The following is a 24,559-nucleotide window of genomic DNA, read 5'->3' as shown; positions in this document are numbered from 1 at the left end:
AAGGTTCTCCTGAGACTGCGTTTCGCGGCAGCCTCTGTTGTATTCAGTGGCCTGCATCGGCAGGATCGAAGTCGAACGGCGAAGCCGTCAGCGCGATCAGCGCTGCGTCGTCGACCGGATCCAGCGGTTCGGGGCGCGCGCAGGTGGTGGTGAGGTCGACGGCGTGACGGGTGCGCGCAGCGATCGCGATAGCTTCCATCACCTCGACCGAATGGACGATGAAATCCGCCGTCTTCCGGTTCGCCCTGCCGGTGCGGATCGCCAGCGCCAGATCGATGAGGCCCACCCCGCGGTAGTCCGCCACCGGCACGCCGAGATGATTGCGGCGGTTTGGCTCGGCAAAGGGCAGGCCGGTCGTGTCGAGTGGCTGCGGAGCGCTCCCTGCGATTGTGAGGGACGCGGAGCCGCTGAAGAACATCGGATCAGCCAGAGCAAGGCTCCCGACGCTACCGAAGAGCTCGCCCGGCCGCAGCGTGGGCGTGACCACATCGAGCGACAGGACCAGGCTGACCGAGGCGGTCTCGAATTCGAGGATCGCATTGAAGGTCGTATCGACCTGCACGGCAAAGCGGGTTCCGGCGAGCGGCCCGCGACGGACTTCGCGCATATCCTGACCCGATGCCGAGGTAGCGTGTACGCGCCGCACGGGCCCCAGCAGATTGATCCACATGGCGATGTAGTACGGGCCGACGTCGAACGGCGGCTCGCCGCCTGGCCGATAGAACGCCGACGGATTGGGGTGAAACATTTCCAGACCCGGCAAGCCGATAAAGGACATGCCAAATACTTCGCGCCCGATCGCGCCCTGATCGACGGCACGCCGCGCAGCCTGATGGACACTGCCATAGAGCGTGTCCGGCGCGGATCCGACAAGCACCCCCTTGCGGGCCGCTGATGCAGCCAAGCCGCTTGCAACCGCTTTTGAGAGCGCGAATGGCTTTTCGGAATAGAGGTGTTTGCCGGCGGAGATGATCGCTTCGTTCAGGTCGTCATGCGCGATCGCGGGGGTCAGATTGACGACCATCTCGATCGACGGATCGGCCAGCACGCTCGCAACATCGCTCGGCTCGGCGTCAAACTGCGCGCCCACATGCTGCGCTCTCGCAGAACTGCGCGAAGCCACGCGGCACAGATCGACCGCAGGCGAGCGGGAGATCGCGTGCAGATAGACCCCGCTGATATCGCCGAGCCCGATTACCGCTGTCCGCACCGCTTCCATCGCCATCCCGCCCATCGATTCTATTTAATCACTGATTAAATAGCAGCTTCAGCCAAGTCAACTGCCCGCGGGGGGAGATCCTGCGAGGGTTGCTTGCGGCAACGACGCGTCCAAGTTCCAGGTTTGCGCAAGCCAGCAATCAAGCACGGGCGCGTTGGCCTGGCTGTCGTCCTCGCTCATGCCGGGACCGGCGCTGTGACCATGCCCGTTGGCGAGCCCTGCGCTCCGCGCAGAAACACTCGCGCAATTCCAGTTGCGCCCCACAATTTCCCAACGGACAAATCTGGCATCATTGCCCATTACCACCATTTAATCACCGATTGGTGGTGAGGTCTGACCTTCAGTTCAATGCACGGTTTGGTCCGGTCATGGCGGTCAACTTTATCCGGCGCGCCGCGCTGGGCACCAGGGGCTGGCAAGCCAGCAGAATGGTGTTAGGGCAATCTAATCACTGGCAAGGTCACCATGAAGCCCAAGAAGCCCTATCACAAAGAGAACCTGCGCCAGGATCTGATCGACGCAGGGCGTGAGTACGTGCGGATCAACGGCCATCAGGGTCTTTCCATTCGCATGCTGGCTCAACAGGTCGGCGTCTCGCCCGGGGCGCCTTATCACCACTTTCCAGACCGGCGTGCGTTCCTGCTTGCGCTGGCCATCGACCAGTTCGAGGGTTTGTTGCAGGAAGCTTCGGCGAAGGCGGAAGATGGCCTCTCGGCGGTAGATGTGGTCAAATCGCGGGCGATGAACTTCGTCCGTTTCGCGCTCGACAACCCTCACATGCTCGAGCTGATGTACGAGAGCGATCTCACCCGCCCCGAAGTCGCGCCGCAACTTCAGCACTATCAGGAATTGAGCCATCAATCCGGTGCTGACTCGATCAGGCGCTGCCTTCCCGACATTAACGAGAAGGAAGCCGGCCTGCGCAACATCGGACTGTGGACCTCGATCTACGGGTTAGTCTCGATGATCAACAAGGGCATAATTCGTCCCTTCGACGATGGCAGATACAGCATCGAGGAAATCTGCGACTGGGTGGTGGATCGGGCTGTCGGATCGGCGCTCGCGGCGTAGCAGGTGCGGGCATGCGCGCCTCAGCGAAATGATGTTGGGCCGAGCAGCGATCGACCGGCCTTGGCCGAGCGAGAATGGCGGCGTTAGCGCTCGCTTCGCTCGATGTGCAGAAGCACCATCGCATAGCCATCGCTTTGGCCGAGGACCTGTTCGGTCATCACGTCGATGCGGGCGCATTCACGCGGCGAGAACCAGGTCGCAGGTTCGCACTCTTCGGTGTCGCTGTGATCTGCCCCCTTCTGAGTGGCCCATCGACTATCATAGTCTGGACCACGAAGGAGGAATGGAATGGCGCGGAAGCACAAGCCCGAGGAGATCATCGGCAAGTTGCGTGAGGCGGAGATTGTGTTGGCGCAGGGCGGGACGGTGGCCGACGCCTGCCGGCGGATCGGCGTCACCGAACAGAGCTACTACCGCTGGCGCAAGGAGTACGGCGGACTGAAGATGGATCAGGCGCGGCGGATGAAGGATCTCGAGCGAGAGAACGCCCGGCTGCGGCAGGCGGTGTCGGATCTGACGCTCGATAAAATGGTCCTGCAGGAGGCGGCGCGGGGAAATTACTGAGCCCCGCCAGGCGCCGGCGCTGCATCGATCACATCAGAGGAATGATGGCTGTCTCCGAGCGGCGGGTGTGCCGCGTGCTCGGACAGCATCGATCGACGCAGCGCAAGACGCCACGCGGGGCGTACGACGAAGCAGCCCTAACGGAGGACATCATCGCTCTCGCCCGGCAATATGGCCGCTACGGCTATCGCCGGGTGACGGCCCTGCTGCGCGATGCCGGTTGGCATGTGAACCGCAAGCGGGTCGAGCGCATCTGGCGGCGCGAGGGGCTCAAGGTGCCGCAGAAGCAGCCGAAGCGCTCCCGCCTCTGGCTCAACGATGGATCGTGCATCCGGCTGCGGCCCGAGTATCCTGGGCACGTGTGGTCCTACGACTTCGTCGAGGGGCGCACGCACGATGGCCGCAAGTTCCGCATCCTGTCGATCATCGACGAGGCCAGCAGGGAGTGCCTGGCCCTGCCGGTAGCTCGACGGCTCAGGAGCGAGGATGTTCTGGCGGCACTGGCCGAGTTGTTTGTCACGCGCGGCCCACCGGCGCATATCAGGTCCGACAACGGCCCCGAGTTTATCGCCAATGCCGTGCAGCAGTGGCTGGCCAGAATCGGCGTGAAGACACTCTACATCACGCCGGGCAGCCCATGGGAAAACGGCTACTGCGAGTCCTTCAACGCTCGATGCGTGACGAGCTCTTGAACGGCGAGATCTTCTACACCCTGACAGAAGCCCGTATACTGATCGAGGCCTGGCGGCGGCACTACAACACCGTCAGGCCGCATAGCTCTCTGGGTTATCGCCCGCCGGCCCCGGAAACCGCGACGGCGCCATGGCCGCCCTCCGGTTCCGCTTCGCTACACCTGCGGCCAGCCATGGCGCCGGAGGCAATCTTACACTAACAAACAACCCGGACCACTCGGTGGGGGCCGATCATGCATGGCTGATCCCTTCGATTGAGGGACCAAACTCTACCATACCACCAGCAAAAGTGAGTCAGAGCCAAATGGAAATCAACAATAACATCGTCTAAGATTCCGCCGCTTATCATATCATTTTTGGGGGTTTCCGCTGAGATCTGCCATGATTTGTGTCCCGTTGGCACCGTCCAGTGTGAAGCGGCATCCGACTAACTGCCTTAACCCGCCTCAATCGGCACCGTTCCACGCGTGGTTGAGCACAATTTGCTCAACTTTGGACTTTTGCAAGTTACGCTCAGAAATCAGGCATTCAGGTGCATACCTACCTTGGTAACCGCCGAAATAATAAGCCGCGTAGCTGAATGACACAGCTTGCCGCTTGAGCTACTTACTCCGTGCAAGTAGTAGCTGTAAAACGGGGCTCGCCGAAAAAAAGTAGCCAGCCTCGCTCAGGCGGCCATCAGCAAGTCAAATGCCTCACTTTCGGTAAAGAAGCTGACGCGGCTCTTGCCAGCCGCCTTCGCCTGATAGAGCGCCTTATCGGCACAGGACAAGAGCAGATCGAAATCTGCTATCAAAGAACTTCGTATGGCAACACCCACGCTTGCTGAAATCGTAATAACATTTTGTCCGAGAGCATATGGTACACTAAGTCGCTTTACAATACGACTCGCCAATATTTCAGCGTCACTTTTATTGGTAACATCCACTTGCAATACAACAAACTCGTCACCACCGAGCCTTGCCACTGTATCAGACGAGCGAACCGTAGATTCCAGTCGACGCGCAACTTCAGTTAGAAGTGCATCTCCGGCCAAATGCCCATATGTATCGTTGACGGGCTTGAAGCCGTCGAGGTCGATGTAGTGCAGGGCAAAAGGTAAGCTCCGATCCTTTTTAGCCCTATTTGCACCGTGAAAATGCTCCCTCAACAGCAAACGGTTTGCAAGCCCAGTCAAACTGTCACGTTTGGCGAGGTTTGCCATATCGTGTTCATGCACGTGATGGATCACGGCCTTCTTATAAAGGTGCGACAATGTCTGGAGACTCATTACCGCAATCGTACCAATAAGGATCGCCAGCAATAGGTAGAGTTCCGCGTACAGCGATGGCGATCCGGCAAGGCGGCGCGAGACGATAATAGCAGCTACCGTTGGAAGAGTTGCTATTATAATTCCGGTTGAGCATATTCTTGGTCTTATCGATATGCGCGAAACCAAACCGGCACCGAACGAAAAATAGATACTGAGCGATAATAGCTGGACCACAGGAGCGCTCGATACAAAAGCTAGCACGTTCAACAAAGCAACCAGCAAAGCGAACGCTGCCACGCCGATGCCATATTGCAGCTCCCATCGACGCAGGGACGCATATTCGATGTTGGCTCGCGCCCGGCTGTAAGCAAGCAAGTGCAGAGACCGCAAAATGGTGACGGCACCGCCAGCTAAAGCGAGCCAGCCCATCATCGCATCGTAGCTGGCTCGAGCGACCAGCGCGGCGACCAAGGAGTAAACCAGCCCCAAACCCGCGATCGGCAGGTGCATACTGAAAAGCGTGTCTACAAACTGTCGGTAGACTGCAATCGGTAGCGGCGATTGCACATTGCCTGTACCAGCAAAATTCAATCGATCGGTGTTCGCAGAGCTTCGCATGGCCGCATTGTAGAGGCAAAATTCTTATAAAAAATCAAAGGCTCTCCGGGTGAAGGCCTATGAGAGCGACGGCACCGGCTGACCGCCTGCCTGACCGCATCTTTGAGCCAATGAGCGTTACGGTGGGGAAACTTCAACCTGCCATGCCTTCGGGCACAAGGTTACAATGCCACTGGAACCTAAACTTCTTTTTTTACAATTTCTGAGGCGCAGACCCATATCGGCGCCGCAGCTGCTATTGTCCTCACGCCAAGCTTATTAAGTACGCTCAACGGTGGCTTTTAACAGTACGATGACCTATTCCAAGAATATCGGCCACGATCTTATTGGGCTTACCCTCCATAAGAAGGTTTAATATTTGCCTTTGCCGATCAGACAGTTTACTAATTGCACTAATATACTTTGCGCGCTTGAAAATGATACGCTGGCGATGTGATCTTTCCTCCCTGAACCAGCTTGAATGCGCGCTGGATCGAGGTTGGTTCGAACGGAAAGTTAACGTAATTGGACGCTCCGCCTTTGATCGCGGCAACCACCTTATCGACTCCAGGATCGTGGGAAAATGCCACGATCTCTAGCCCTAGACCATCTCGCGCAAGTTGGGACATCGCCTCCCTTAACCGCATCCCGTGGAGGTCATCCTGAAAAAAATGAAACCAGATTGCGGGCCGTATGCCAACAATTCATCGATGGCGCTATAAAGCTAGTAGGAAATCACTGCTTCGCAGAAGGCCCTAAATATCTCAGGCTTTCGGTGATCGTCGCCCTCGACGACGTGAGCACAGACGTGATGATTATCGGCACTATTGAAGTTCGAAAACTTGGCATGACCATCGCACCCACCGTTTTTCTCAGCATTATCCCAATCTAAACTCTCTCACAGCGACACCAATCCTCTATTGCATCGCGTTGCTTACATCACAATTATTTATTAGATTAAGACGTCTGCTCATCTACAAATTTTTGACAAAATAAACTGAATTTCGTTGGACAATCAAATGCGTACCCGACGGATATCTTAAAAATGGCGCTACCGTCTGCCGCCTTCGTATCGCCTGTCGAGCGCCCCCGCCGCATAACGTCTACGTTTTGCTGCTTGTGCCAAAGCAAGATGTCATCCGGTATCCGATGCACTGAAAGAGCATACCTCGCCACGTCATCGTCACTCCATTCGTCTTCAGACGGGTGAATTTTTTGGACAACATTTTGCAACCAAACAACCTTAATCGGCATGACTTCTTTCATATTTGATTTAAACATACGCACTACGCCTCAAAAAAACTCTCGACTTAGTCGAGCACATTTTCTTAAGATCGGTGTAATACGATGCCTGTATCGCGCTAATTGACTAACCATCGACAATTTTCCAATGTCAAAAAATATAATTTTTGGCCAATCCATCCTCTACAACCATTCGAAATTTCTATAATTTCATCAGAGCGTGACATTACTTCCGATGAAATTTGGCAGATTAAGACATCTGGTCTGTAAGCTTATTTCTTTTAGTTCTATCAATTCCAAATTAATATTCATTATAGATATATTCAAACAATGTAGAATGTGGTCAAATTACGTTCGCAGGTTAATAACCGTCTGGGATATCTGTGAGGCGGTATCGATCGCCTTCGCATTTGCTTGAAAGTTTCGCTGCGCGGTAATCAGGCCCACCAGCTCCTCAGCGATATCGACATTGGAGCGCTCCAGGGTTCCAGACATGAGCGCGCCGAATTTCCCAGTGTTAGGTTGGCCATAAGACGCGGCTCCGGAGATTCCTGTAGCGGCCCAGTTCGATGAGCCCAACTGGCGCAATCCATTTGGAGAAAGAAATGAAGCGACCGCCACACAACCTACTACAATATTTGTACCGTCATCATATGATGCTGTAACCTTACCGTCATCAGCGACGGTAAGACCCGCGAATTGTGCGCCAGCTACATCGGTTGCGGGTATTGTGCAATTGGATAACGTTGTGCTCGTTATTGCACCCGTAGCGTCGGTCGGGAATACTTGCAGAATGTTATTGGACCCGTCCTGGACATTCCCATTTCCGTCTAAAGCAAAGGCTCCGTTGCGCGTATAAAAGGTCTGGCCCGATGTCGCAGATACCGTGTTGAAGAAACCATCTCCGCTGATCGCTAGGTCCAGTGCGCTTCCTGTCTGCTGCAGCGCGCCTTGTGAAAAATTTTGCGAAATCGCCTCGAGCCGCGACCCTATCCCTTGAATAAGCTTCGGGTTGGCGAGGGCACCTCCAGCAACGATGTCGGCGAATTGCGTATGGCTTTTTTTGAAACCTGTCGTTTCGGAATTTGCAATGTTGTGGCTAATGACATTCAAGTCCGTCTGCGCATTCTTTAAACCATTCAAGGATGTGTAAAACGACATGAATTCAGCTCATTTCTGTCAGATTCCTGACCCATTTGTGCAATGCTGCTGCACGTTATCAAAATCGAATTTTTCATAGCAATTTCAGTGCCAAACTCGGTTAAATCTTTGGCAATCGATTGAGTTGACCGCGCAGCGGCAAGGAACTGCCCATTCGGCAATCTCGTGCCGGCCCGGAAACAGCACCAAGACCGCGGATGCACGGCTTTCGGCGTCGTGCAGCGAGGTCAGCGCTGTACGCTGTTGATTGCCACTGAGAAGTGACCCTGGATTTACACTGAGAATTGGCTCTGACTCACTTTTGCTGGTGATGTGATAGGCTGCGGCTGTTCCATTGGGAGATCAGCCATGCATGGTCGATTTCAACGTGCGGACCTCGCACCCAGAGCATTCCTCGATGCGGTCGGCAAATCCATGCGCCAGATACGGCATGCTCTCGGATGCAATGTCATAGATCCCAAGCTTGTCAATCGGCGTCCAATCGGGACCCCCTATCGGCGCGCAAAAGGGCCCCCCTTTGCGGTTGCGTGGATCGGTTGATGCTGGGCGCAGGTTTTGCGCTGCTGGCGGCGTGGGGAGGGCGTAGCCCGACCGGAGGCGGCAGCAGCGCAAAGGCGTTTTCTGGGGTGTCTCAGCTGCGGTGCTTGAAGCGCCAGCTGTCGTTGCCGGTCTCGACGATATCGCAATGGTGGGTGATGCGGTCGAGCAGCGCGGTGGTCATCTTGGGATCGCCGAAGACGGTTGGCCACTCGCCGAAGGCAAGGTTGGTGGTGATGATGACCGACGTCTTCTCGTAGAGCTTGCTGATGAGGTGGAACAGCAGTTGTCCGCCCGATCTGGCGAACGGCAGGTAGCCCAGTTCGTCGAGGACCACGACGTCGAGCCGGCTGAGTTGGGCGGCCATGGCGCCGGCCTTGCCGATGGGTGTGCTGCTAGAAAGGTGCGTGAGGTCTCAAGGGCGCGATCCGGTAGCAGGGTGACCGGCTTGCGCCGTTCCAGATCGCATACAATCGTTCCGTAAGTCTGGCCTCGTCGGAAGGCGAAGTCGTCAATTCCGATCACAGTGAGCTCGCCGGATTGCTGGAGACACGCCTGCGTACAACCCGCAACAACGTATCTTTGCTCACAGGCTATCATCAGCCGCCTGGAAAAGGCGGCTCCAGGCCTTCCACCCAGCGCCAGCCCAAGTTGATGAACGATTGTCTCAAGTCGCGCAGTTCGCCGAGCGTAACGCGCCAACACATCTCGATCGAACGGTTCGCAGAAGACGCGTCGCGAGCACACGACGCTGTCGCACCAGAACCGGCGCGCCTCGATCACAAGTGAGACGCGCCGGCCGCCAATGGAAAGGTCCGAGGGACAACGCAAATACCGGCTTTGTACGCGCCGACAGGGTCGCGCACAGTCCGGGCAAAACGTCATCGCGCATCGCGAGCGCAGCAATATCTGGAGATGCTCTCCAACGGTATGAACCGATACGACCGCAAAATCTTCCGGTGCAAGGTCCGCGCGTTGAAATCGACCATGGATGGCTGATCCCTTCGATTGAGGGACCAAACTCTACCATACCACCAGCAAAAGTGAGTCAGAGCCAATTCTCAGTGGAAATTTCCGACCCTCCAGGGTCAATCCTCAGTGGAAATCAACACCTCCATCTCAGGACGCAAGCTGGTGCGCGAACTGGCCGATCTGATCGCCGAGCGCGGCAAGCCCGGCATGATCGTCAGCGACAACGTCCTAGGTCGGGAAGCAGCGGCGGAAAACGGCCAGCAGGTCTCGTTGCGCCGATTGCGATCGGCGCTGATTGCGTTCTGATCCAGATGGCTTCCATCGTCAAGGAATGCGCTCTCGGCCATAGCAAACACAGGATCCAGCGGCCGTGCCGGTCGTGGTCCTCACCGTCCTTAAAATGAGATGCGGATGCCAGATGGAAGGCCCGAACATTATCTAAAGGGTCGCCGCAGCGCCCTCACGGCACTACAGAGAGGGGTCCTTCCATCTGGTGTCCGCCCGTTCGACGAACAGACGGTACTCGGCTCCCGTCTTGATGACGGCGTGCGCGACGCGCGCCATCTTGGCGGTGAGTGCAGTCATCGCCTTGCGGCGGCGATCGGGGTCGTTGCCATGGCCGGCAACATAGCGGCCAAGCTTATCGCGGAAACTGTTGTCGCGCTGGCGGATGGCGACTTGGGTCGCCATCCAGAAGGTGCGGCGTAACCGGGCGTTACCGTACTTCGACAGCTTGGTCCGCCCGCGGAAAGTGCCCGACTGGCATGTGGCCAGGTCGAGCCCACAAAACTTCAGGAACTGGCGATGATGGTTGAAGCGCCGCAGATCGCCGGCCTCAGCGAGGATTGTGAGTGCATTGATCGGGCCGATCCCAGGAATTATGCGCAGGAGCTGGTAGTCGCGGTTGTCGGCGAGCAAGGCATGGGCGGTTCGTTCAATCTCGTCGCGCTGCCGGATGAGGCTGCATGCTTGTGCGATGACCATGCGGAACATGGCGATCGCGACGGCATCCTCGTCGACCGGTAGTGCGACCGAAGCGCAAGCGGTCTCGTAAATATCGTTGATTAAGCGAGCCTTGGAGACCTTGCGGCCGACCAGCGACCAGGCCTCGCGCGTAAATGCCTCCAGGCCGAGCGATGTCATGCTCACCGGGGTAGGAAACCGCTCGAGCAAGGCCAGGAACCAGTCCGACCGGCTGTTGCCGGCGAACCGCTCGATCTCCGGGAAGTACAGCGGAAGGTAGTGCGTCAGGATCCGGTGCCAGGTCTGGGTCTTTGCCTTGGAAATGGCTTCGTGTGTCTTCGACATCTCCTGCAGATCGTTGATCCCTGCGGCAAGCGGATCGACATAGCGCTGGGTGGCGCCGATCCGCAGCATATGCAGGATCACTTGCGCGTCTTTGGAATCGTTCTTGTCCCAGCCGTTGTGCAAAGCCTCACGGGTTCGGGCTAGCGCAACCGACGAAATCAACCGCAGCTCGAAACCTGCGGCCAGCAGACGGTGCGCCAGGGTGCCATGGTAGTTACCGGTGGCTTCAAAGCCGACGACAATCGGCCGCCCAATCTCTCCGAGGTCCGCTGCGAGGCGATCATAGTCCGCCTTGGTTGCCATCACAGTCATCCGCTGCCGGCGGCCGCCTTCCGGACGTTCGATCAGTACTTCTTGGCGGTGCTTGGACATATCGATGGCTACCAGCACGGCGTTGGCGGGAGTAAGGCTTCGCTTGGTCATGGTCGGTCAGTCTCCAAAGGGTTGAGTCGACAACTTCACTTTAGAGACCTGCTGGCCGGTCATGGCCGCCTTGATGAAGCCTGCGGGCGCTACGCGCCCTTGCCTTCATCAAGGCAATCCGGCTCTTCGAGGGACCGGTTCCCAATGTGCTATGGCACGGAACTCACCTCTAATGCCGTGCTCGTTCGGAGCGCTGAGGCCGAGGTGGAGTGGCACTACATCGCGCCAGGCCAGCCGATGCAGATTGGCTATGTCGAGAGCTTTAACTGCCGCATGCGGGATGAACTACTGAACGAGACGCTGTTCCTCAGCATGGACCACGCTCGCGTTCAGATCGCGGCGTAGGTCAAGGACTACAACCAGGAGCGACCGCACTCAGCCCCTGAGCCCCCGGTAGCATTCGCCGCCAAACTGCATAAGCAACGGCCTGCTCCGCTACGCCCTACGGGCTCCGCTGCACTTGCCATTGCTTACCCCGCGCTCATGCGCAACAAAACTACCCCGGTCTAATCCCAACTGGTGGAAAGCAGGACGTTACGCCAAGGCCGAAGAACAGATTCCAAGGAAAAAGTTCCCGGCCGGCGCTTAGAAAGAGGGGGGTGCCGTCCGGGCAGTGTGGTCGGGTGGCAGCCGCTAGGCGGTGCCGCGTCTACAAATTCCGCTATTGCTAGAGAGTTCCGTCCTAGTTGCCGGATGACGGAAATTTCTCACCGGTCAACCCTCAAGACAAGTCCGCCCTCTCGCACCTTCAATAGCGCATGAGGCTCCTTTTCGGACATAACAATCTCTCTTATTTAATCCATCTTACAGGATGTATGTTTTGTACGATAAAGACCACATACTCCGACCAATCACCCATTGTTAATGATTTTCTCATGACTTCCTAATTCGAACCCAGCACGCTCTCCAGCGCCGTCACAAGCTCGGCGGCCCTAAATGGCTTTGCCAATCGAGGAATATCGGCGGGAACGCCATCTATTTGGGCGTAACCAGATACCATTAGAACCGGCATGCTCGGCCGAAGTGCACGAACATTGCGGATGAGTTCCGTCCCGGTCATGCCCGGCATCAAATGATCTGTGATCAAAATATCGATCGAACTGCGGTCATCAAATATATGCAGCGCCTGTTCGGCCGACTCGGCTTCCACGACTTCGTAACCAAGATCAGTGAGCATGTCGGCAGTGCTCATCCGCACCAGAAATTCGTCATCGACCAAAAGCGCAACGCCTCGATTCAAAATGCCGTCGCCGCCTTTGTCGGTCAACAAGGTCGCCTCAGCTACATCAGGGCTAGTGGGCAACCACAGGGCAACGGTCGTTCCCATGCCAGGTCGGCTTTCGATGGTGAGGTTCCCGCCCAGCTGGGCCGCCAAACCGTGGACCATCGACAGGCCCAGGCCCGTCCCCTTCCCGACTCCCTTGGTAGAAAAGAAGGGCTCGATTGCACGGGAAAGCGTTTCCTCGCTCATGCCGTTGCCGGTGTCTGCCACCGAGAGGCGCACATAAGTGCCTGGATGAAGTGGGGAGAAATCATCTTCCCCCACGCTTTCGGCGGTGGCCGCGATGCACAACTCTCCTCCGCGCGGCATCGCATCGCGAGCGTTTACCGTCAGGTTGAGCAGCGCCATCTCGAGCTGGTTCGGATCGGCCCGCGCGAGCGGAAGCTTGTCCGCCGCCTGCAGGGTTACCTTGATTTGCGGGCCTGTCGTGCTTTCGACGAGATCCCCCATGCCTTTGACCAGATCTGCGATATCGACCGGGACCGGCTGAAGCGGCTGACGGCGGGCAAATGCGAGGAGCCTTTGAACCAGCAACCGCGCGCGCTCCGCCGACTGAATCGCCCCGGCGATCAGGCGCTGCTCTCGTTCGTTGCCGATCCCCCGCCGCTGCAGCAGATCGAGCGAACCGACAATGGGAGCGAGCAGGTTGTTGAAGTCGTGGGCCACGCCGCCGGTCAGCTGCCCCATCGCCTCCATCTTCTGACTTTGCCGAAGCGCTTCCTGGACTTGCTCGCGCTCCGCGATGGCCTGCTCGATCCTGGCCTCCAGGGTGGCGTTCAACTCGTTGAGTGCTGCTTCGGCCGTCTTGCGGACGGTGATGTCGAGTACGGTGCCGGCGACGCGGAGGCAACGGTTCGAGGCATCGAAAATGCCCCGTCCCTTGGCTGCGACCCAGCGCACGACCTTGTCCTCCTTGCCGACGGTGCGATACTCCACATCGTACAGCGCGCGGATCTGGGGATCAGCAGCCTCGGCGTAAGCTTTCGCGGTCTTCTCCAGATCGTCGGGATGCAGCCCCTGGTAGAAGTCGTCCATCGTGACGGGAACATCTGGCGAAATACCGAACATAGCCTTCGTTCGGGCAGGCCAGATCAGCTTGTCGTTTACTTCATCGACATCCCAGAAGCCGACCTCTGCATTTTCCACTGCAAGGCGCAGGCGCTCTTCGCCTTCCCGAAGACGCGCTTCCGCGCCGGCCCGCTCAACATGAGCCCAGCAGCGCTCCGCCACCTGGCGCACGAGCTCGACCTCGGCGGCTGACCACGGGCGCGGCTTGTTCTGATGAACCGCCATCATGGCCGTCAAGCGGCCATCTTTAATCAAAGGGCACGTGATGATCGCGCGAATGCCGATCGAGCCGAACATTTTGCCGCCGTCGCCCGGCGCCAGCTCTTCATCGATATCGTGAACAACAAGGAGGGAGCCGGCGCGAAGTTCAGCCGCTGCGCGGGAGCCGAACAGATCAAGGCTGTAGGCACCGACGGAACTGGGAACGCCATCAGCGCAGTAGTCCTCACGGATCCAGAACCGATCGCTGTCCGTGCCGACATCGGCATACGCGCAGCGCGAAGCCCCGAGATGGACGGCGAGCATTGCCACCGCAGCACCCATGGCGTCGGTCGCGGTGGAAGCACCGAACAGCATCTCTTCGAGTTGCGCCAGAAAGCGCAAGCGGGTCTCGCTGCCGCGCGTGCGGGTCTCGCTCTCGCTAAGAGCTTCGAGCCGAGCCCTCGCTTCGTATTGTCGCCGCCTTCCCCTGAGCGCCGAGCGGGAAAGGCTGACCAGTGTTGTAGGATGAAATGGCCGCTCGACGAAAGTCACGTTGCCCAGTGTTTCGAGATGACGGGCGGCTGCGGGGTTGCGCTCCAGTCCGCCACCGCGGTGGGTGAGCAGGACGAATGGGAAATCCGACCATTCGGGCTGACGCTCAATCCAGGCGTCGAGCTGTCGCAGGTCTGCTGTCGTGAACGCCTCCTCCGTGACGATGGCAAATCCCGCGCCCGCGTCCAGCTCCTGTACCAGACCTGGGATGTCCGTGCAGACCGTACTGTCGATCTGCGTCTCCGCCAGCATTGCGGCGGCTACTTGTGCATCTCTGCCGACAGGAGCGAGGATCAGCGCACGCTCAGACAAACTGCGGATCAAGAGCCTAACTCATCCAAGAGCTTTGTCTCACCCCCGGCGAGAACCGGAACCCCACGCAACACTCCCTGAAACTCTATCAAGGGCTCCCCAACTGAAATTGCAGCGCCTCCGATGCGATACTCGCGAATGGTGTCTTCATGCTGGCCTGTGCGCTTTTTCACGACGGAGATCGCCCGGCGAACCCGACCAAGCGCCTCAAAATAGCGAAGGAGGATGACCGTATCTGCGAGATACGTAACATCGACTGGCGCCTTCATGTCCCCGACCAACCCGTGCTGGGCGACCGTCAGCAAGGTGGTGGCGCCGCGCCGATTGAGGTACTGCAGAAGCTCATGAAGATGGAGAATGAGCGCATTCTCCTCGGGCATCGCCGCCTGGTAACCATTCAGACTGTCCACAACGACCGTCTGCGCGCCCTGCAGCTCGACGCACCGACGCACCCGATCCGCAAATTCGCCTGGCGTAAGTTCAGCTGCGTCGACCTGCTCGAGAACAAGATGGTCGTTATCGATCATGTCCTGCAGATCGATACCCAATTGTTTGGCCCGCTGGATCAGCAGGCCAAGTTCTTCATCGAAGACGAACATCGCAGCCTTCTCGCCGCGCCCCACCGCGCTTGATATGAAAGTCAGCGCGAGCAGCGATTTCCCTGTCCCTGCGGGCCCAAGGATGAGAACGCTCGAACCCCGCTCGATTCCTCCGCCAAGCAAAACGTTAAGCGGAGCGATGTCGGTGGTTACGTTGTCGCGCAGCATTGGTCGGTGATGCTCGGCAGAAACCAACCGTGGGAAAACTCTCACCCCCCCGGTTTCGATCGTGAAATCGTGGAAGCCGCCGCGAAACCGCCGCCCCCGATATTTGACCACGCGCAAACGGCGTCGTTCTGGACCATATTCGCGTTGTAGTTCCTCCAGCGTAACCACGCCATGTGCGACGCTATGAACCGTTTTGTCGGTCAATTCTGTTGTCATGTCGTCCAACATCAAGACTGTTGCCTTCTGCCGGGCAAAGTAATGCTTCAGCGCAAGAATTTGACGTCGATAACGAAGCGAGCTTTGCGCTAGCAGACGGATCTCGGACAGGCTGTCCAGCACCACGCGGTCAGGACGATAACGCTCGAAGGCTTCAAATATCCGCCTAGTGGTTTCTCCCAATTCCAGATCAGAGGAATAGAGCAAGCTCTGTTGCTGCTGATCGTCTAGGAGGTTCTCCGGCGGCACCAATTCGAAAATATCGACGCCATCCAAAGACCAACCATGTGACTGGGCGCTCTCGCGAAGCTCCTCTTCGGTTTCGGAAAGAGTGATGTACAGGGTCTTTTCGCCTGCAGCAGCACCCGCCAGCAGGAACTGAGTGGCGATGGTTGTTTTTCCGGTCCCCGGGCTCCCCTCCAGAAGGAAGACGCGGCCGCGCAGAAACCCACCGGCCAGCACATTATCCAGTCCGGCGATGCCAGTGCTTGCCATCGTCGATTTGGTATCGTCCATAATTCGTCCGTGACCCGACCAATTCGCCTTCTGCCCCCCAACAGCGACCTGCCGGTTGAGAGTGCGCGGACGCCGATACACAAACGCTTGACGCTTAAGTTCGTTCCAACCTTAACGGATGCGCATGCTCTTTAGCAGACAGGGAAATAAACTTGCGCGAGTATGCAATGATGGTGTGGTCGCCATAACCTCGCTGCGGTGCAAAGCGGCGCACTGAACTATAATTCATTTAAGTTTTACAATATAAATGCGGGTTGCCCATTCCGCACATTAACGCCGCTAAATACGAAGGTCGCTTGACGACTGAAGCGCTTGGCAATCTTAACTCGAGCGTCGGCGTTTTATGATTATGCCAAAGGGGTGCTCTTAAAGTATTTCTGACCTCTTCCAGCGACGAAAAAGCCTACTTTTCTACCACAAACCACAGGGCTGTGCTTTCGGCATGAAGGGCCAAGGAGGTTCTCTTCGCCCGACGAGGCAGCCGAAGACGTTCACGACCCGATCGCGCCCTTAGTTCCCTACGAGACCTTTCTCGCCCCCGCCAGGTTCACTGACCCTAGTGTGGTTGACCATGCAAATTTATGATCAAACGGGCCACAGCCTTTTTTGTTCGTGCGGAAATGTCGTCGCCGGATGTGCCGCCCGACGGCATAGCTTCCGCCTCCCCGTCGAGTTGATGATAAATGACCGCTGCATCCATGGCTTCAAGGCAAGCACGAACCAGCTCCTGGATTAAGCAATTAACACCATCTTCGACATCGAAGGCAAAATCGATCGGCCGCTCGCCTATTCTCTTGACTGCACCGTCTGTACCGACTTCGGCGGTATGAAGCGCAACGTAGTGTCCGTGATGCACAACTCGATATGTCCAGACCATGTCGCTGACTTTCCGAATCCCCCGGCCGCCGCGCACAAATTGCCCCAAAGGGTATTTTGTTCCCCAACTTTGGCCTGTCGCAATCGCAGCGCGGGCCAGACCCGCTCGTTCCAATCAGCGACCCGTCACTTAAGCTTTTCAGCATGCATACGGCGGTCGCTCCGCCCAGTTTCCGATATGATGGACGATGGGGATGGACATGCGCACTGCGCCGCCATTCCGGACGATCGCAGCCCTTAGTCAGAGAACTGGAACCGGCGATACATTCCCCCTGGCCCCTGCACTGCTGAAAGACTGAGGCTGGGACTTACCGGTCATTAGACACAGCGCCTTCGGGCGGCAGCTTTCGTTTGTACCAGACAATATCCGAGCCGCCTCAGCTTAACGAAAATGGAGGCTTGACGATAAATCAATCTAGGTAGAGTAAATGATACATGCCCCGAAGACGCGCGCTTTCCCCCCATGCAAAGACGGTCCTCGCCGTTCTCCTCGACGCAGCCGACCAATGGTCGCACGGCTATGAACTGGTGCGGCTTGCGGGCGTGAAATCCGGGACGCTTTATCCGCTCCTGATCCGCCTGGAGGCGCAAGGCTATCTCGAAGCGGAATGGCAGCAACCGCTGGAAGGCGGGCGTCCGCCGCGACATGCGTACCGACTGACGGCAAGTGGCGTGCAGCTTGCCCGCGCCAATCTACCCGCCCAAGCGCTGGCGCCCGCCTCGCCACGTCGGGAAGCGACGACATGAGCACCGGCCTTCGCCGCTCGCTCGCCAATCTCGCGTGCCGCACGCTGCAAGCGACGCTGCCCCCCTCGCTGCAATCCTGGGGATGGGCGATCCGATACGAGACGGCAGGCATCTCCGACGACACGACGGCGCTGCTGTTCGCGCTCAACAGCCTGTGCGGGCTGTTCCCCCGCGTGATCGCAGCGCAGGTATTTCACCCAGTCGCCGCCTTGTTCGGCGGTGCTGCGATGCGCAGCCCTCGCGCGCTTGGCATCCTCTGCGCGACTGGTGCCGTCCTCCTTGGCCTCGTCTATATGGCGGCCGCCGGCGCACCGACGCGCTATCTTTGGGTCAACGCCGCCGCGCTGGTGATCGGCCTAACGATGCTGGCGGTGCTTGGTCGCGCGGTCACGGCAGAACGATGTTCGGCGGAGGCCGCCATCATCGCCATGGCGGGTGCCTTGCTGGCAACGGCGTTGCTCGGTGCCGACGTCGAGGGGGCTGTGCGTTGGGTCTATATCGGCGGATTGAGCGTGCAGCCCAGCCTTGTTCTGCTGCCGATGATGCTCGCCCTGTTCGCGAGAACCCGAAGCACGCCCGCGACGTTGGGCATCATCGCGGCCGCTCTTGCCATGGCCCTTCAGCCCGACCGGTCGATGGCTGCAATGCTCGCATTATACCTCGCAACGCTCGCGGCCATACGCCGGGACCCGTACGTTCTCACCGCGCTTGCGGCCAGTGTGATCGGTTTCGCGCTAACGCTTGTTCGCGCCGATCGGCTGCCGGCGGTCCCGTATGTCGATCAGATCCTGTATTCGTCCTTCGACGTGCATGCCGTCGCCGGCCTGGCGGTGCTGAGCGGTTCGGCCCTGCTCCTGGTTCCGGCGATCGCCGGTTGGCGCCGCGACCCCGACAACCGCGCGACCTATTCTGCCTTCGGTGCGATCTGGTTGGTCGTGATTCTGGCCGCTGCCCTCGGCAACTATCCAACGCCGGTTGTCGGATACGGCGGCAGCGCCATCATCGGCTACGCATTGAGCCTTCTGGCCCTTCCGAAACGCGCAGGCGCCCGTGCCGGGGGCGCTGCCTGGGCGCGTGACCCGGCGGATGGGACAGCGTCCGATCGACACCTTCTCATTGCACTGGCCTGATCGCATGTCTCTGCCCGAAACCCGCGGCAAGCTCCGCCGCATGGTCGCCAACATGGTGCGCCGTCCCTACCGATACTGGCTCGTCGCCGCGTTGATCGTGAGCCTGCTCACTTACGCGTGGGGCCAGATCACGCAGCGGCGTGGCGATCAGGTCGTTTCCTTCGATCCTGCGACACAGACGTGCGGCACGGATGGATCGCTTCGTTACTGCATCTATCGGGACAGGCGGGGGACGAACGGCGACATCCTCTACCATCTCCATGGCAGGGGCCTCGACGAACGCATCTGGAACGACGACACATACCTCACCGCGATGGTGCAGAGCGAATGGCAACGGAACGCCGCGTTGCCCCCAACCGTGGTCGAGCTGTCCTACGGATCTACCTGGCTGCTGACCCCGAAGGGCGAGAAGGCCGACAGCGGCTTGCTGGACGACATGATGCGTCGCTTGCCGGCGATAGAGGCGAAGGTCGGCCGTCCTCAACGACGCCTGCTGCTGGGGGAATCGATGGGCGGCCTCAACGTCTTGATTGCGGGCCCGTCCTATCCCACGCGCTTCGCCAAGGTCGCAGCGCTCTGCCCCGGCGTCTACACGGTGTCACCATTCGCCACATTCTCGGAGATCCGCGCGTCGGCAAAACGGACGGGGGCCGACCCCAAGATGATCTTCGGAGTTTGGATGTTGGCGCGCAAATACGCGGCGAACAACGCGGAATGGCAGCGTGTCTCGCCGCTCACGCTGATCGAGCGCGCAGGCCCGAGCTACCCAGCGCTCTACCTTTCGAACGGCCTGTACGACGCCTATGGCAATTTCGAAGGCACCCAGCGCCTTGCCGACAGAGCGCGGGGTCGCGGCGTCAGGACGGAGTGGCATCCGATCTATGGCGGACACTGCGGCACCGATGCAGCATCTCTCGCAGCATTCCTTGTCTCGGACTGACCTGCATCAACGCAACTTGGCGGGTTCCAAACCGCTGATTGCCATTTCGAATCGGAGATCGAAGATCGCTACGCTTCCAGCTCGTCGTGACGTGCTCGTTGGAGGAACGCGTTGACGGTTACAACTGGGGGCGAACTGCCAGAGCGGAACAACGGTTTCAGGCCGCTGCCGCCGACGGAGCGACTAGGGCTGCCTATGGCCGCTTTCAGCCCGAGCGGTCGTTCCCATCCGCTGACAGGAAGGGCGCATTCTGGTCGGAAGCTGCCAGGTCGGGTTTATCTCCACCTAACGTCTGCACGCGACCAATTGAAGCCATTCCACGCGGTGCTCTAGAACAGCAGCTTTTGCCAAAACGTGCCGTTCGATCACACCGCGATTTCAGCCAGTTCGCGCTAAGCTTTTTTCCGTGACAATAGGTACACTCCAAGTGCATGCGTTCTGCAGGCTGCAGGGGTACGAGTTTCGTGGTAATGAAGTGGTTCGCGGATCAAGCGCAGCAGGCGAAATCCCTGTGGGAGCAGATCTTAGTTTTTTTCACCGGTAAAAAAATAGCAGTATTAGGTCCCCGCGCTTCAGGCAAAACAACGCTTATCACCTTCCTCTTGAACGGGGAGTTGCCCGAAGAGTACTTCGCCACTGCAAAACCTGAGAAGATCGCGGGTCGGAAGGTACGTCTCGGTGATCTTGCTCTGACGGTTCAGGCGGTTACTGATGTGCCTGGGGATACCCAATCCCATGCGGAATGGGAGCGGCAGTATAATGCCGCAGATATCGCTTTCTATATGGTGGACGCCAGTAAGATCCATGCAGGCGATGACACGTATATCAAGCTTATAACAGGCGAAATGAGGCACATTGGTGAGTGGCTAGAGAGCCGCAAGCAGAAGCCGCCTAAGTTCTTTTTGGTGGCGACGCACTGTGACCTTATTCCGGATTATGCCTCTCTCGCCTCTAGCCGTGTAACCGGATTCAAAGATGCGTTCTGGAAAGCGCCAGTACTGCAACAACTTATTTTTCTCGCCGGAGGCTCGAAGCACGTGAAATGTGCAGCAGGCAGCTTGAGGGACGCCAACGGGAGCAATGAACTCGTAGGTGAGATCCTGCACCAGGTGATCGCATGAAGGGGGCTTTGAGCTTCAAGGCACAAGCTTTGGACAACACCTCGCCCGATTTCTATCAGCACGGGGATGATCTTCTAATTCCTGAAGAACAAGTTTCCCGTCAGAAAATCACCAATGCCATATCTGATGTATCTCTTTCCGGAAATCATCATCTAAAGGATGATGGTGCTGAATTGATTGTAGATGGCCGGAGATTTATGGCGCAGGTATCTTGCCAAGAGCGCGACATAGTTGGTCGTAGAGCCTCAATAATTTGCTGCGGCGAGTTTACGGATGATGAAGACCCGGCGTATCAGACGGAAACCATTATCGGTGCCATTCACGCATTCGCGACAAGGATCGGGCGCACGGTTGAACCCTTCCATCTCGAAGCGATCCGAAACGAACTCGCAGTTTTAAAAAAAAAGCGCTCGATGGGCACCCCGATCGTTCTTTTAGGTCTGATCGTCAGCCTGATCATACTTATTGCAGCCCTGAACTACTGAAACCTGTCGGCCAAGCTACTTACCAACCTAATGGCGCGACGCGAGCACCTGACACCGAGGAACCAACTTTGCCTAGCGATCTTTGCACTGGAGACCCAGCCAGCCGACGTGTCGTAGCAGTGCTGGAGCAGCATGATGTTGAGAGGTGCTCTCGGACAGGCGACACTCAGCTATTTAACAATCCGCAAACCCACGTGCTTATGTATCCTAGCAGCGGCCCGTCAGACAGCCGAGCATTGGCGAACATCCTAGACGCCGGCCTTTACGTCCCGGGCACTATTCTGGTGCAAAGCCCGTATGATTTGGATGATTATGTTGATGCCGCCGAAGCCGCTGAGCGGTTTGCGCTGGCCAAGCACATGCTGTTCTCGAACTTTTGTCAGCTACTCGGAGCCACTCGAGTAACAGTCACACAGATGGATGTGATCACAAGCGACACTGTGCAGACGATGAAGGCAGACGGTGGTCGATTAATGACGAAAGGGAAGCTGGGGATCAGAAGGGCGGCAAACGACAGCCTAAGCTCTCAGCTCAGTTTAGTTGATGAATACGACGGTGGGTCTCCTGACTTGGAAGCGGCTGAAAATTTGTTGCGAACACATCGTCTTGCAGGGGACAGCAACATGAAGTCGTTGCTGCAGGCCCGAGCAAGTACCGTCAATCCGATTACGAAGCGTACACTCACCCTTAACTTATCTGCTGAAGGCAACAAAAATCTGAAGGTGGTAGCTCAACTCAAGCTACCATCCGCTACGTTTGATGCCGAATATCAAAGCACGCTAAAGCAAACGAAGGAATACGCTCTGACTTTGGAGGTCGTTTTCCCATAGACCGCATTGCACTCTTCTAAGCCTCGGGTGGGTAGCACGAACGCTTCCACTGGACCTTCTTGAGGGCTCACTGAATGTCTGATCATGTAGACAGGTGCCGTTGGAAGGATCGATGGGGAACGCCCAAAAAGTCCCAAACCAAGTCATAGCATAGCGCTGGACTTCACCTGCAAAGCAAGCATCAATCCTCCAGCGCAGCGTTCGTCACCCGCGCTGAGCCCTGCCCCGCCGCGGGGCTTGTGGTGGTGGGACCGGCATCTTGCCGCTCCTGCAAGGAACACCACACATGCAACATATAGAGCAAAGCGCCAAGATCGCTCCAGCGGCCGCAAGACGCCGCCGAAGAATGACCCGCGAGCCGATCGAAGACTTGGGGGCTGCTCGGTCTCCGCGCAGCCCGACCAAAGCATCGCTGGTCGAGCAGCTGCTGGCCGCTGAGGCAGGGGCAACACTGGCATCGCTGTGCGAAGCAACTGGCTGGCAACCTCACACCTGCCGCGCGTTCCTCACGCGTCTTCGCAAGGCGGGCAAGCCTCTGGCGCGGCAGGTGCTCGACGATGGCACCAGCGTCTATTGCCTGCGCGTTGGGGCAGGCGCGCAATGACCCGCCGCTATATGACGATCGAGCGCATCGGCGCGATGTCGGTTGACGAGCTTCAGGTCGAGTGGGCAGCGCGGTTCGGATTAGATGCCCCAGCCCTCGGCACTGATCAGCTGCGCTTGGGGCTTGCCTATCGCCTGCAGGAACAACGCCATGGCGGCTTGTCCCGATCGACCCGCAACCTGCTGCTACAGACCATCGCGCTGAAATCCAAGCGGGCAGTTGCACCGCCCCCTGTTCGCAAGCTGACAGTCGGGACACGACTCATCCGCGACTGGCATGGTGTAGGGCACACCGTGACCGTGCTTGAAGATGGCTTCGAGTACGAAGGCAAGCGTTGGGGTTCGCTCTCGGCCATCGCGCGCGCGATCACCGGCAGCCGGTGGAACGGCCCGCTGTTCTTCGGCCTTGGGAGCCGAAACAAATGAAGACGCTGCGATGTGCGGTTTATACCCGCAAGTCCACTGAAGATGGACTGGAGCAGGAGTTCAACAGCCTCGATGCCCAGCGCGAGGCTTGCGAGGCGTATATCGTGAGCCAGCGCCACGAAGGCTGGAGCCTGGTTCCAGACAGCTACGACGATGGCGGCTTCTCGGGCGGTAACATGATGCGTCCCGGACTTGTTCGGTTGCTCGAAGAGGTCGATGCCGGCAACGTCGACATCATCGTCGTCTACAAGGTTGACCGCCTGACTCGCAGCCTTGCCGACTTCGCCAAGATCGTCGAACGCCTCGATGCTCGCGAGGCAAGCTTCGTCTCGGTGACGCAGGCGTTCAATACTACGACCAGCATGGGACGGCTCACGCTCAACGTCCTGCTCTCGTTCGCCCAGTTCGAACGCGAGGTCACCGGCGAGCGCATCCGCGACAAGATCGCAGCCTCCAAGCGTAAGGGACTATGGATGGGCGGCCCCGTGCCGCTCGGCTACGAAGTGATCGAACGCAAGCTGGTGCCTGTGCGTGAAGAAGCCGAGCGGGTGCGATCGATCATGCGCTCCTACCTCGAGGTTGGCACGGTCCCTGCCCTCATCGATCGCTTGCGCGAACAAGGCGTGGTGACCAAGGTACAGCAGCGGGTCAGCGGGCCGCATCGCGGTGGCATTCCGTTTGCTCGAGGCAGCCTGTTCCACCTGCTCAAGAACCCGGTTTACCGCGGCAAGATCGTGCACAAGGGCAATGTCTACCACGGCGAGCATCCTGCGATCGTGGACGAAGCCCTGTGGAATGCTGTCCAGGCTCAGCTGAAGCAGAAGGCGCCGCCCAGACGGCGCTGCACCAATACGGCCCAACCAGCGCTGCTACGAGGTCTGCTCCGCGATCCGGAAGGTCGTCCGATGGTGCCGACCTACGGCGCCAAGGGGTCACGGCGCTACACTTACTATGAGACGCGCAAGGACCTGGCGCGGCCAGAGGATGCAAAGGCGACCCGCATCTCGTGCGGTGCTATCGAGCATCATGTCGTTGACCACCTCGTGGAACTGCTGCGCGATCCTCATGCGCTGCGGCACCAGTTGGGTATCGACAATGGCGAGCAGCTGATGGCGGTGCTGGGCAAGGCTTATTCGCTCGCCACACAGCTGAACGACTCAGGCGAGCGTGAAGCGGTGGTCCAAAGCCTGATACGTTCGATCGAGGTCGGGAGGGACATTCTGCACATCGACCTCGCTCGCACGGCACTCGGGATCGACAGCGACGCTCCATGGCAGTGGAAAATCCCTGCGCCAGCCAGGAAGCCATTCCGTGAAGCCAAGCTGCGTGCGGATTCCGACGATGCCGCCCCCCCATTCCGATCTGATCGCGCCCACCGTTCCGATTTGATGCCGCCCGGGTGGGGAGCAGATCGCGGGCCGATATTCACATGTGATATTTCAGTCGGTC

Annotated in this window: 18 protein-coding genes and 5 pseudogenes; 13 read left to right on the top strand and 10 right to left on the bottom strand. The window is 58.3% G+C overall.

Features of this window, described 5'->3' with window-relative positions:
* Positions 1-43 precede the first annotated feature (43 nt).
* Positions 44-1,234, bottom strand: a complete 1,191-nt coding sequence (locus HHL27_RS04135) for a Gfo/Idh/MocA family protein (RefSeq protein ID WP_169492142.1) — start codon at positions 1,232-1,234, stop codon at positions 44-46.
* Positions 1,235-1,684: 450 nt separating this feature from the next.
* Here HHL27_RS04135 and HHL27_RS04130 point away from each other — a divergent pair, with 450 nt between their 5' ends.
* Positions 1,685-2,290 carry a TetR/AcrR family transcriptional regulator gene (locus HHL27_RS04130; protein ID WP_169492141.1) on the top strand — a complete coding sequence of 202 codons (606 nt, stop codon included), beginning with the start codon at positions 1,685-1,687 and terminating at the stop codon, positions 2,288-2,290.
* A 288-nt stretch (positions 2,291-2,578) separates the two neighbouring features.
* Positions 2,579-3,746 (top strand): annotated as a pseudogene (locus HHL27_RS04125) (IS3 family transposase).
* A gap of 467 nt (positions 3,747-4,213) precedes the next feature.
* Here HHL27_RS04125 and HHL27_RS04120 read toward each other — a convergent pair.
* From HHL27_RS04120 to HHL27_RS22855, 5 genes and pseudogenes are all read right to left on the bottom strand, one after another.
* A complete protein-coding gene (locus HHL27_RS04120; RefSeq protein WP_169492140.1) occupies positions 4,214-5,389 on the bottom strand; it encodes a GGDEF domain-containing protein in 1,176 nt (391 codons plus the stop codon).
* Between the two features lie 295 nt (positions 5,390-5,684).
* On the bottom strand, positions 5,685-5,948 hold the full coding sequence (locus tag HHL27_RS22860; protein ID WP_169492139.1) for a LuxR C-terminal-related transcriptional regulator: 264 nt from the start codon (positions 5,946-5,948) through the stop codon (positions 5,685-5,687).
* 1,037 nt (positions 5,949-6,985) lie between these two features.
* Positions 6,986-7,798 carry a flagellar hook-basal body complex protein gene (locus HHL27_RS04110; RefSeq protein ID WP_169492138.1) on the bottom strand — a complete coding sequence of 271 codons (813 nt, stop codon included), beginning with the start codon at positions 7,796-7,798 and terminating at the stop codon, positions 6,986-6,988.
* 631 nt (positions 7,799-8,429) lie between these two features.
* A pseudogene (locus HHL27_RS04105) lies at positions 8,430-8,738 on the bottom strand (ATP-binding protein); the annotation flags it as partial.
* A gap of 41 nt (positions 8,739-8,779) precedes the next feature.
* Positions 8,780-8,935, bottom strand: a pseudogene (locus HHL27_RS22855) (hypothetical protein); the annotation flags it as partial.
* 498 nt (positions 8,936-9,433) lie between these two features.
* Between HHL27_RS22855 and HHL27_RS04095 the strand changes: the two are divergent.
* On the top strand, positions 9,434-9,613 hold the full coding sequence (locus tag HHL27_RS04095; RefSeq protein WP_169492125.1) for a hypothetical protein: 180 nt from the start codon (positions 9,434-9,436) through the stop codon (positions 9,611-9,613).
* 128 nt (positions 9,614-9,741) lie between these two features.
* On the opposite strand, the pseudogene HHL27_RS04090 reads toward HHL27_RS04095, so the two are convergent.
* Positions 9,742-11,038 (bottom strand): annotated as a pseudogene (locus HHL27_RS04090) (IS110 family RNA-guided transposase).
* 153 nt (positions 11,039-11,191) lie between these two features.
* Here HHL27_RS04090 and HHL27_RS04085 point away from each other — a divergent pair.
* A pseudogene (locus HHL27_RS04085) lies at positions 11,192-11,548 on the top strand (integrase core domain-containing protein); the annotation flags it as partial.
* 373 nt (positions 11,549-11,921) lie between these two features.
* On the opposite strand, the gene HHL27_RS04080 reads toward HHL27_RS04085, so the two are convergent.
* From HHL27_RS04080 to HHL27_RS04070, 3 genes are all read right to left on the bottom strand, one after another.
* A complete protein-coding gene (locus HHL27_RS04080) occupies positions 11,922-14,465 on the bottom strand; it encodes an ATP-binding protein (protein WP_169492136.1) in 2,544 nt (847 codons plus the stop codon).
* Positions 14,462-15,952: a DUF7125 family protein gene (locus HHL27_RS04075; RefSeq protein ID WP_206069393.1), complete on the bottom strand. Its 1,491-nt coding sequence runs from the start codon at positions 15,950-15,952 to the stop codon at positions 14,462-14,464. Before HHL27_RS04075 ends, HHL27_RS04080 begins: the two co-directional genes overlap by 4 nt.
* Positions 15,953-16,508: 556 nt before the next feature.
* Positions 16,509-16,829: a hypothetical protein gene (locus HHL27_RS04070; protein WP_169492135.1), complete on the bottom strand. Its 321-nt coding sequence runs from the start codon at positions 16,827-16,829 to the stop codon at positions 16,509-16,511.
* Positions 16,830-17,263: 434 nt separating this feature from the next.
* On the opposite strand from HHL27_RS04070, the gene HHL27_RS04065 reads away from it, so the two are divergent.
* From HHL27_RS04065 to HHL27_RS04025, 9 genes are all read left to right on the top strand, one after another.
* The gene (locus tag HHL27_RS04065) at positions 17,264-17,575 is read left to right on the top strand and encodes a PadR family transcriptional regulator (RefSeq protein WP_169492134.1); all 312 of its coding nucleotides are present in this window, start codon (positions 17,264-17,266) and stop codon (positions 17,573-17,575) included.
* Positions 17,572-18,705, top strand: a complete 1,134-nt coding sequence (locus tag HHL27_RS04060; RefSeq protein WP_240959371.1) for a hypothetical protein — start codon at positions 17,572-17,574, stop codon at positions 18,703-18,705. The genes HHL27_RS04065 and HHL27_RS04060 overlap by 4 nt, the downstream gene beginning before the upstream one ends.
* 40 nt (positions 18,706-18,745) lie before the next feature.
* Positions 18,746-19,645 (top strand): alpha/beta hydrolase-fold protein, encoded by a 900-nt coding sequence (locus HHL27_RS04055; protein WP_169492133.1) that lies wholly within the window; start codon positions 18,746-18,748, stop codon positions 19,643-19,645.
* 470 nt (positions 19,646-20,115) lie between these two features.
* Complete coding sequence (locus tag HHL27_RS04050) at positions 20,116-20,766, top strand: Rab family GTPase (protein WP_169492132.1); 651 nt, start codon at positions 20,116-20,118, stop codon at positions 20,764-20,766.
* The gene (locus HHL27_RS04045) at positions 20,763-21,251 is read left to right on the top strand and encodes a hypothetical protein (RefSeq protein WP_169492131.1); all 489 of its coding nucleotides are present in this window, start codon (positions 20,763-20,765) and stop codon (positions 21,249-21,251) included. The genes HHL27_RS04050 and HHL27_RS04045 overlap by 4 nt, the downstream gene beginning before the upstream one ends.
* 236 nt (positions 21,252-21,487) lie before the next feature.
* The gene (locus HHL27_RS04040; protein WP_169492130.1) at positions 21,488-22,081 is read left to right on the top strand and encodes a hypothetical protein; all 594 of its coding nucleotides are present in this window, start codon (positions 21,488-21,490) and stop codon (positions 22,079-22,081) included.
* Positions 22,082-22,427: 346 nt separating this feature from the next.
* Positions 22,428-22,685, top strand: a complete 258-nt coding sequence (locus HHL27_RS04035) for a DUF3489 domain-containing protein (RefSeq protein ID WP_169492129.1) — start codon at positions 22,428-22,430, stop codon at positions 22,683-22,685.
* Positions 22,686-22,696: 11 nt separating this feature from the next.
* Entirely contained in the window at positions 22,697-23,110 is a 414-nt protein-coding gene (locus HHL27_RS04030) for a DUF2924 domain-containing protein (protein ID WP_206069392.1), read from the top strand.
* A partial coding sequence (locus HHL27_RS04025) for a recombinase family protein (protein WP_169492127.1) occupies positions 23,107-24,559 on the top strand: 1,453 nt, incomplete at its 3' end. The genes HHL27_RS04030 and HHL27_RS04025, both read left to right, overlap by 4 nt.

The organism is Novosphingobium olei (assembly GCF_012927405.1).
Classification (GTDB): domain Bacteria; phylum Pseudomonadota; class Alphaproteobacteria; order Sphingomonadales; family Sphingomonadaceae; genus Novosphingobium; species Novosphingobium olei.
This window is presented reverse-complemented; position numbering and strand designations above follow the sequence as displayed.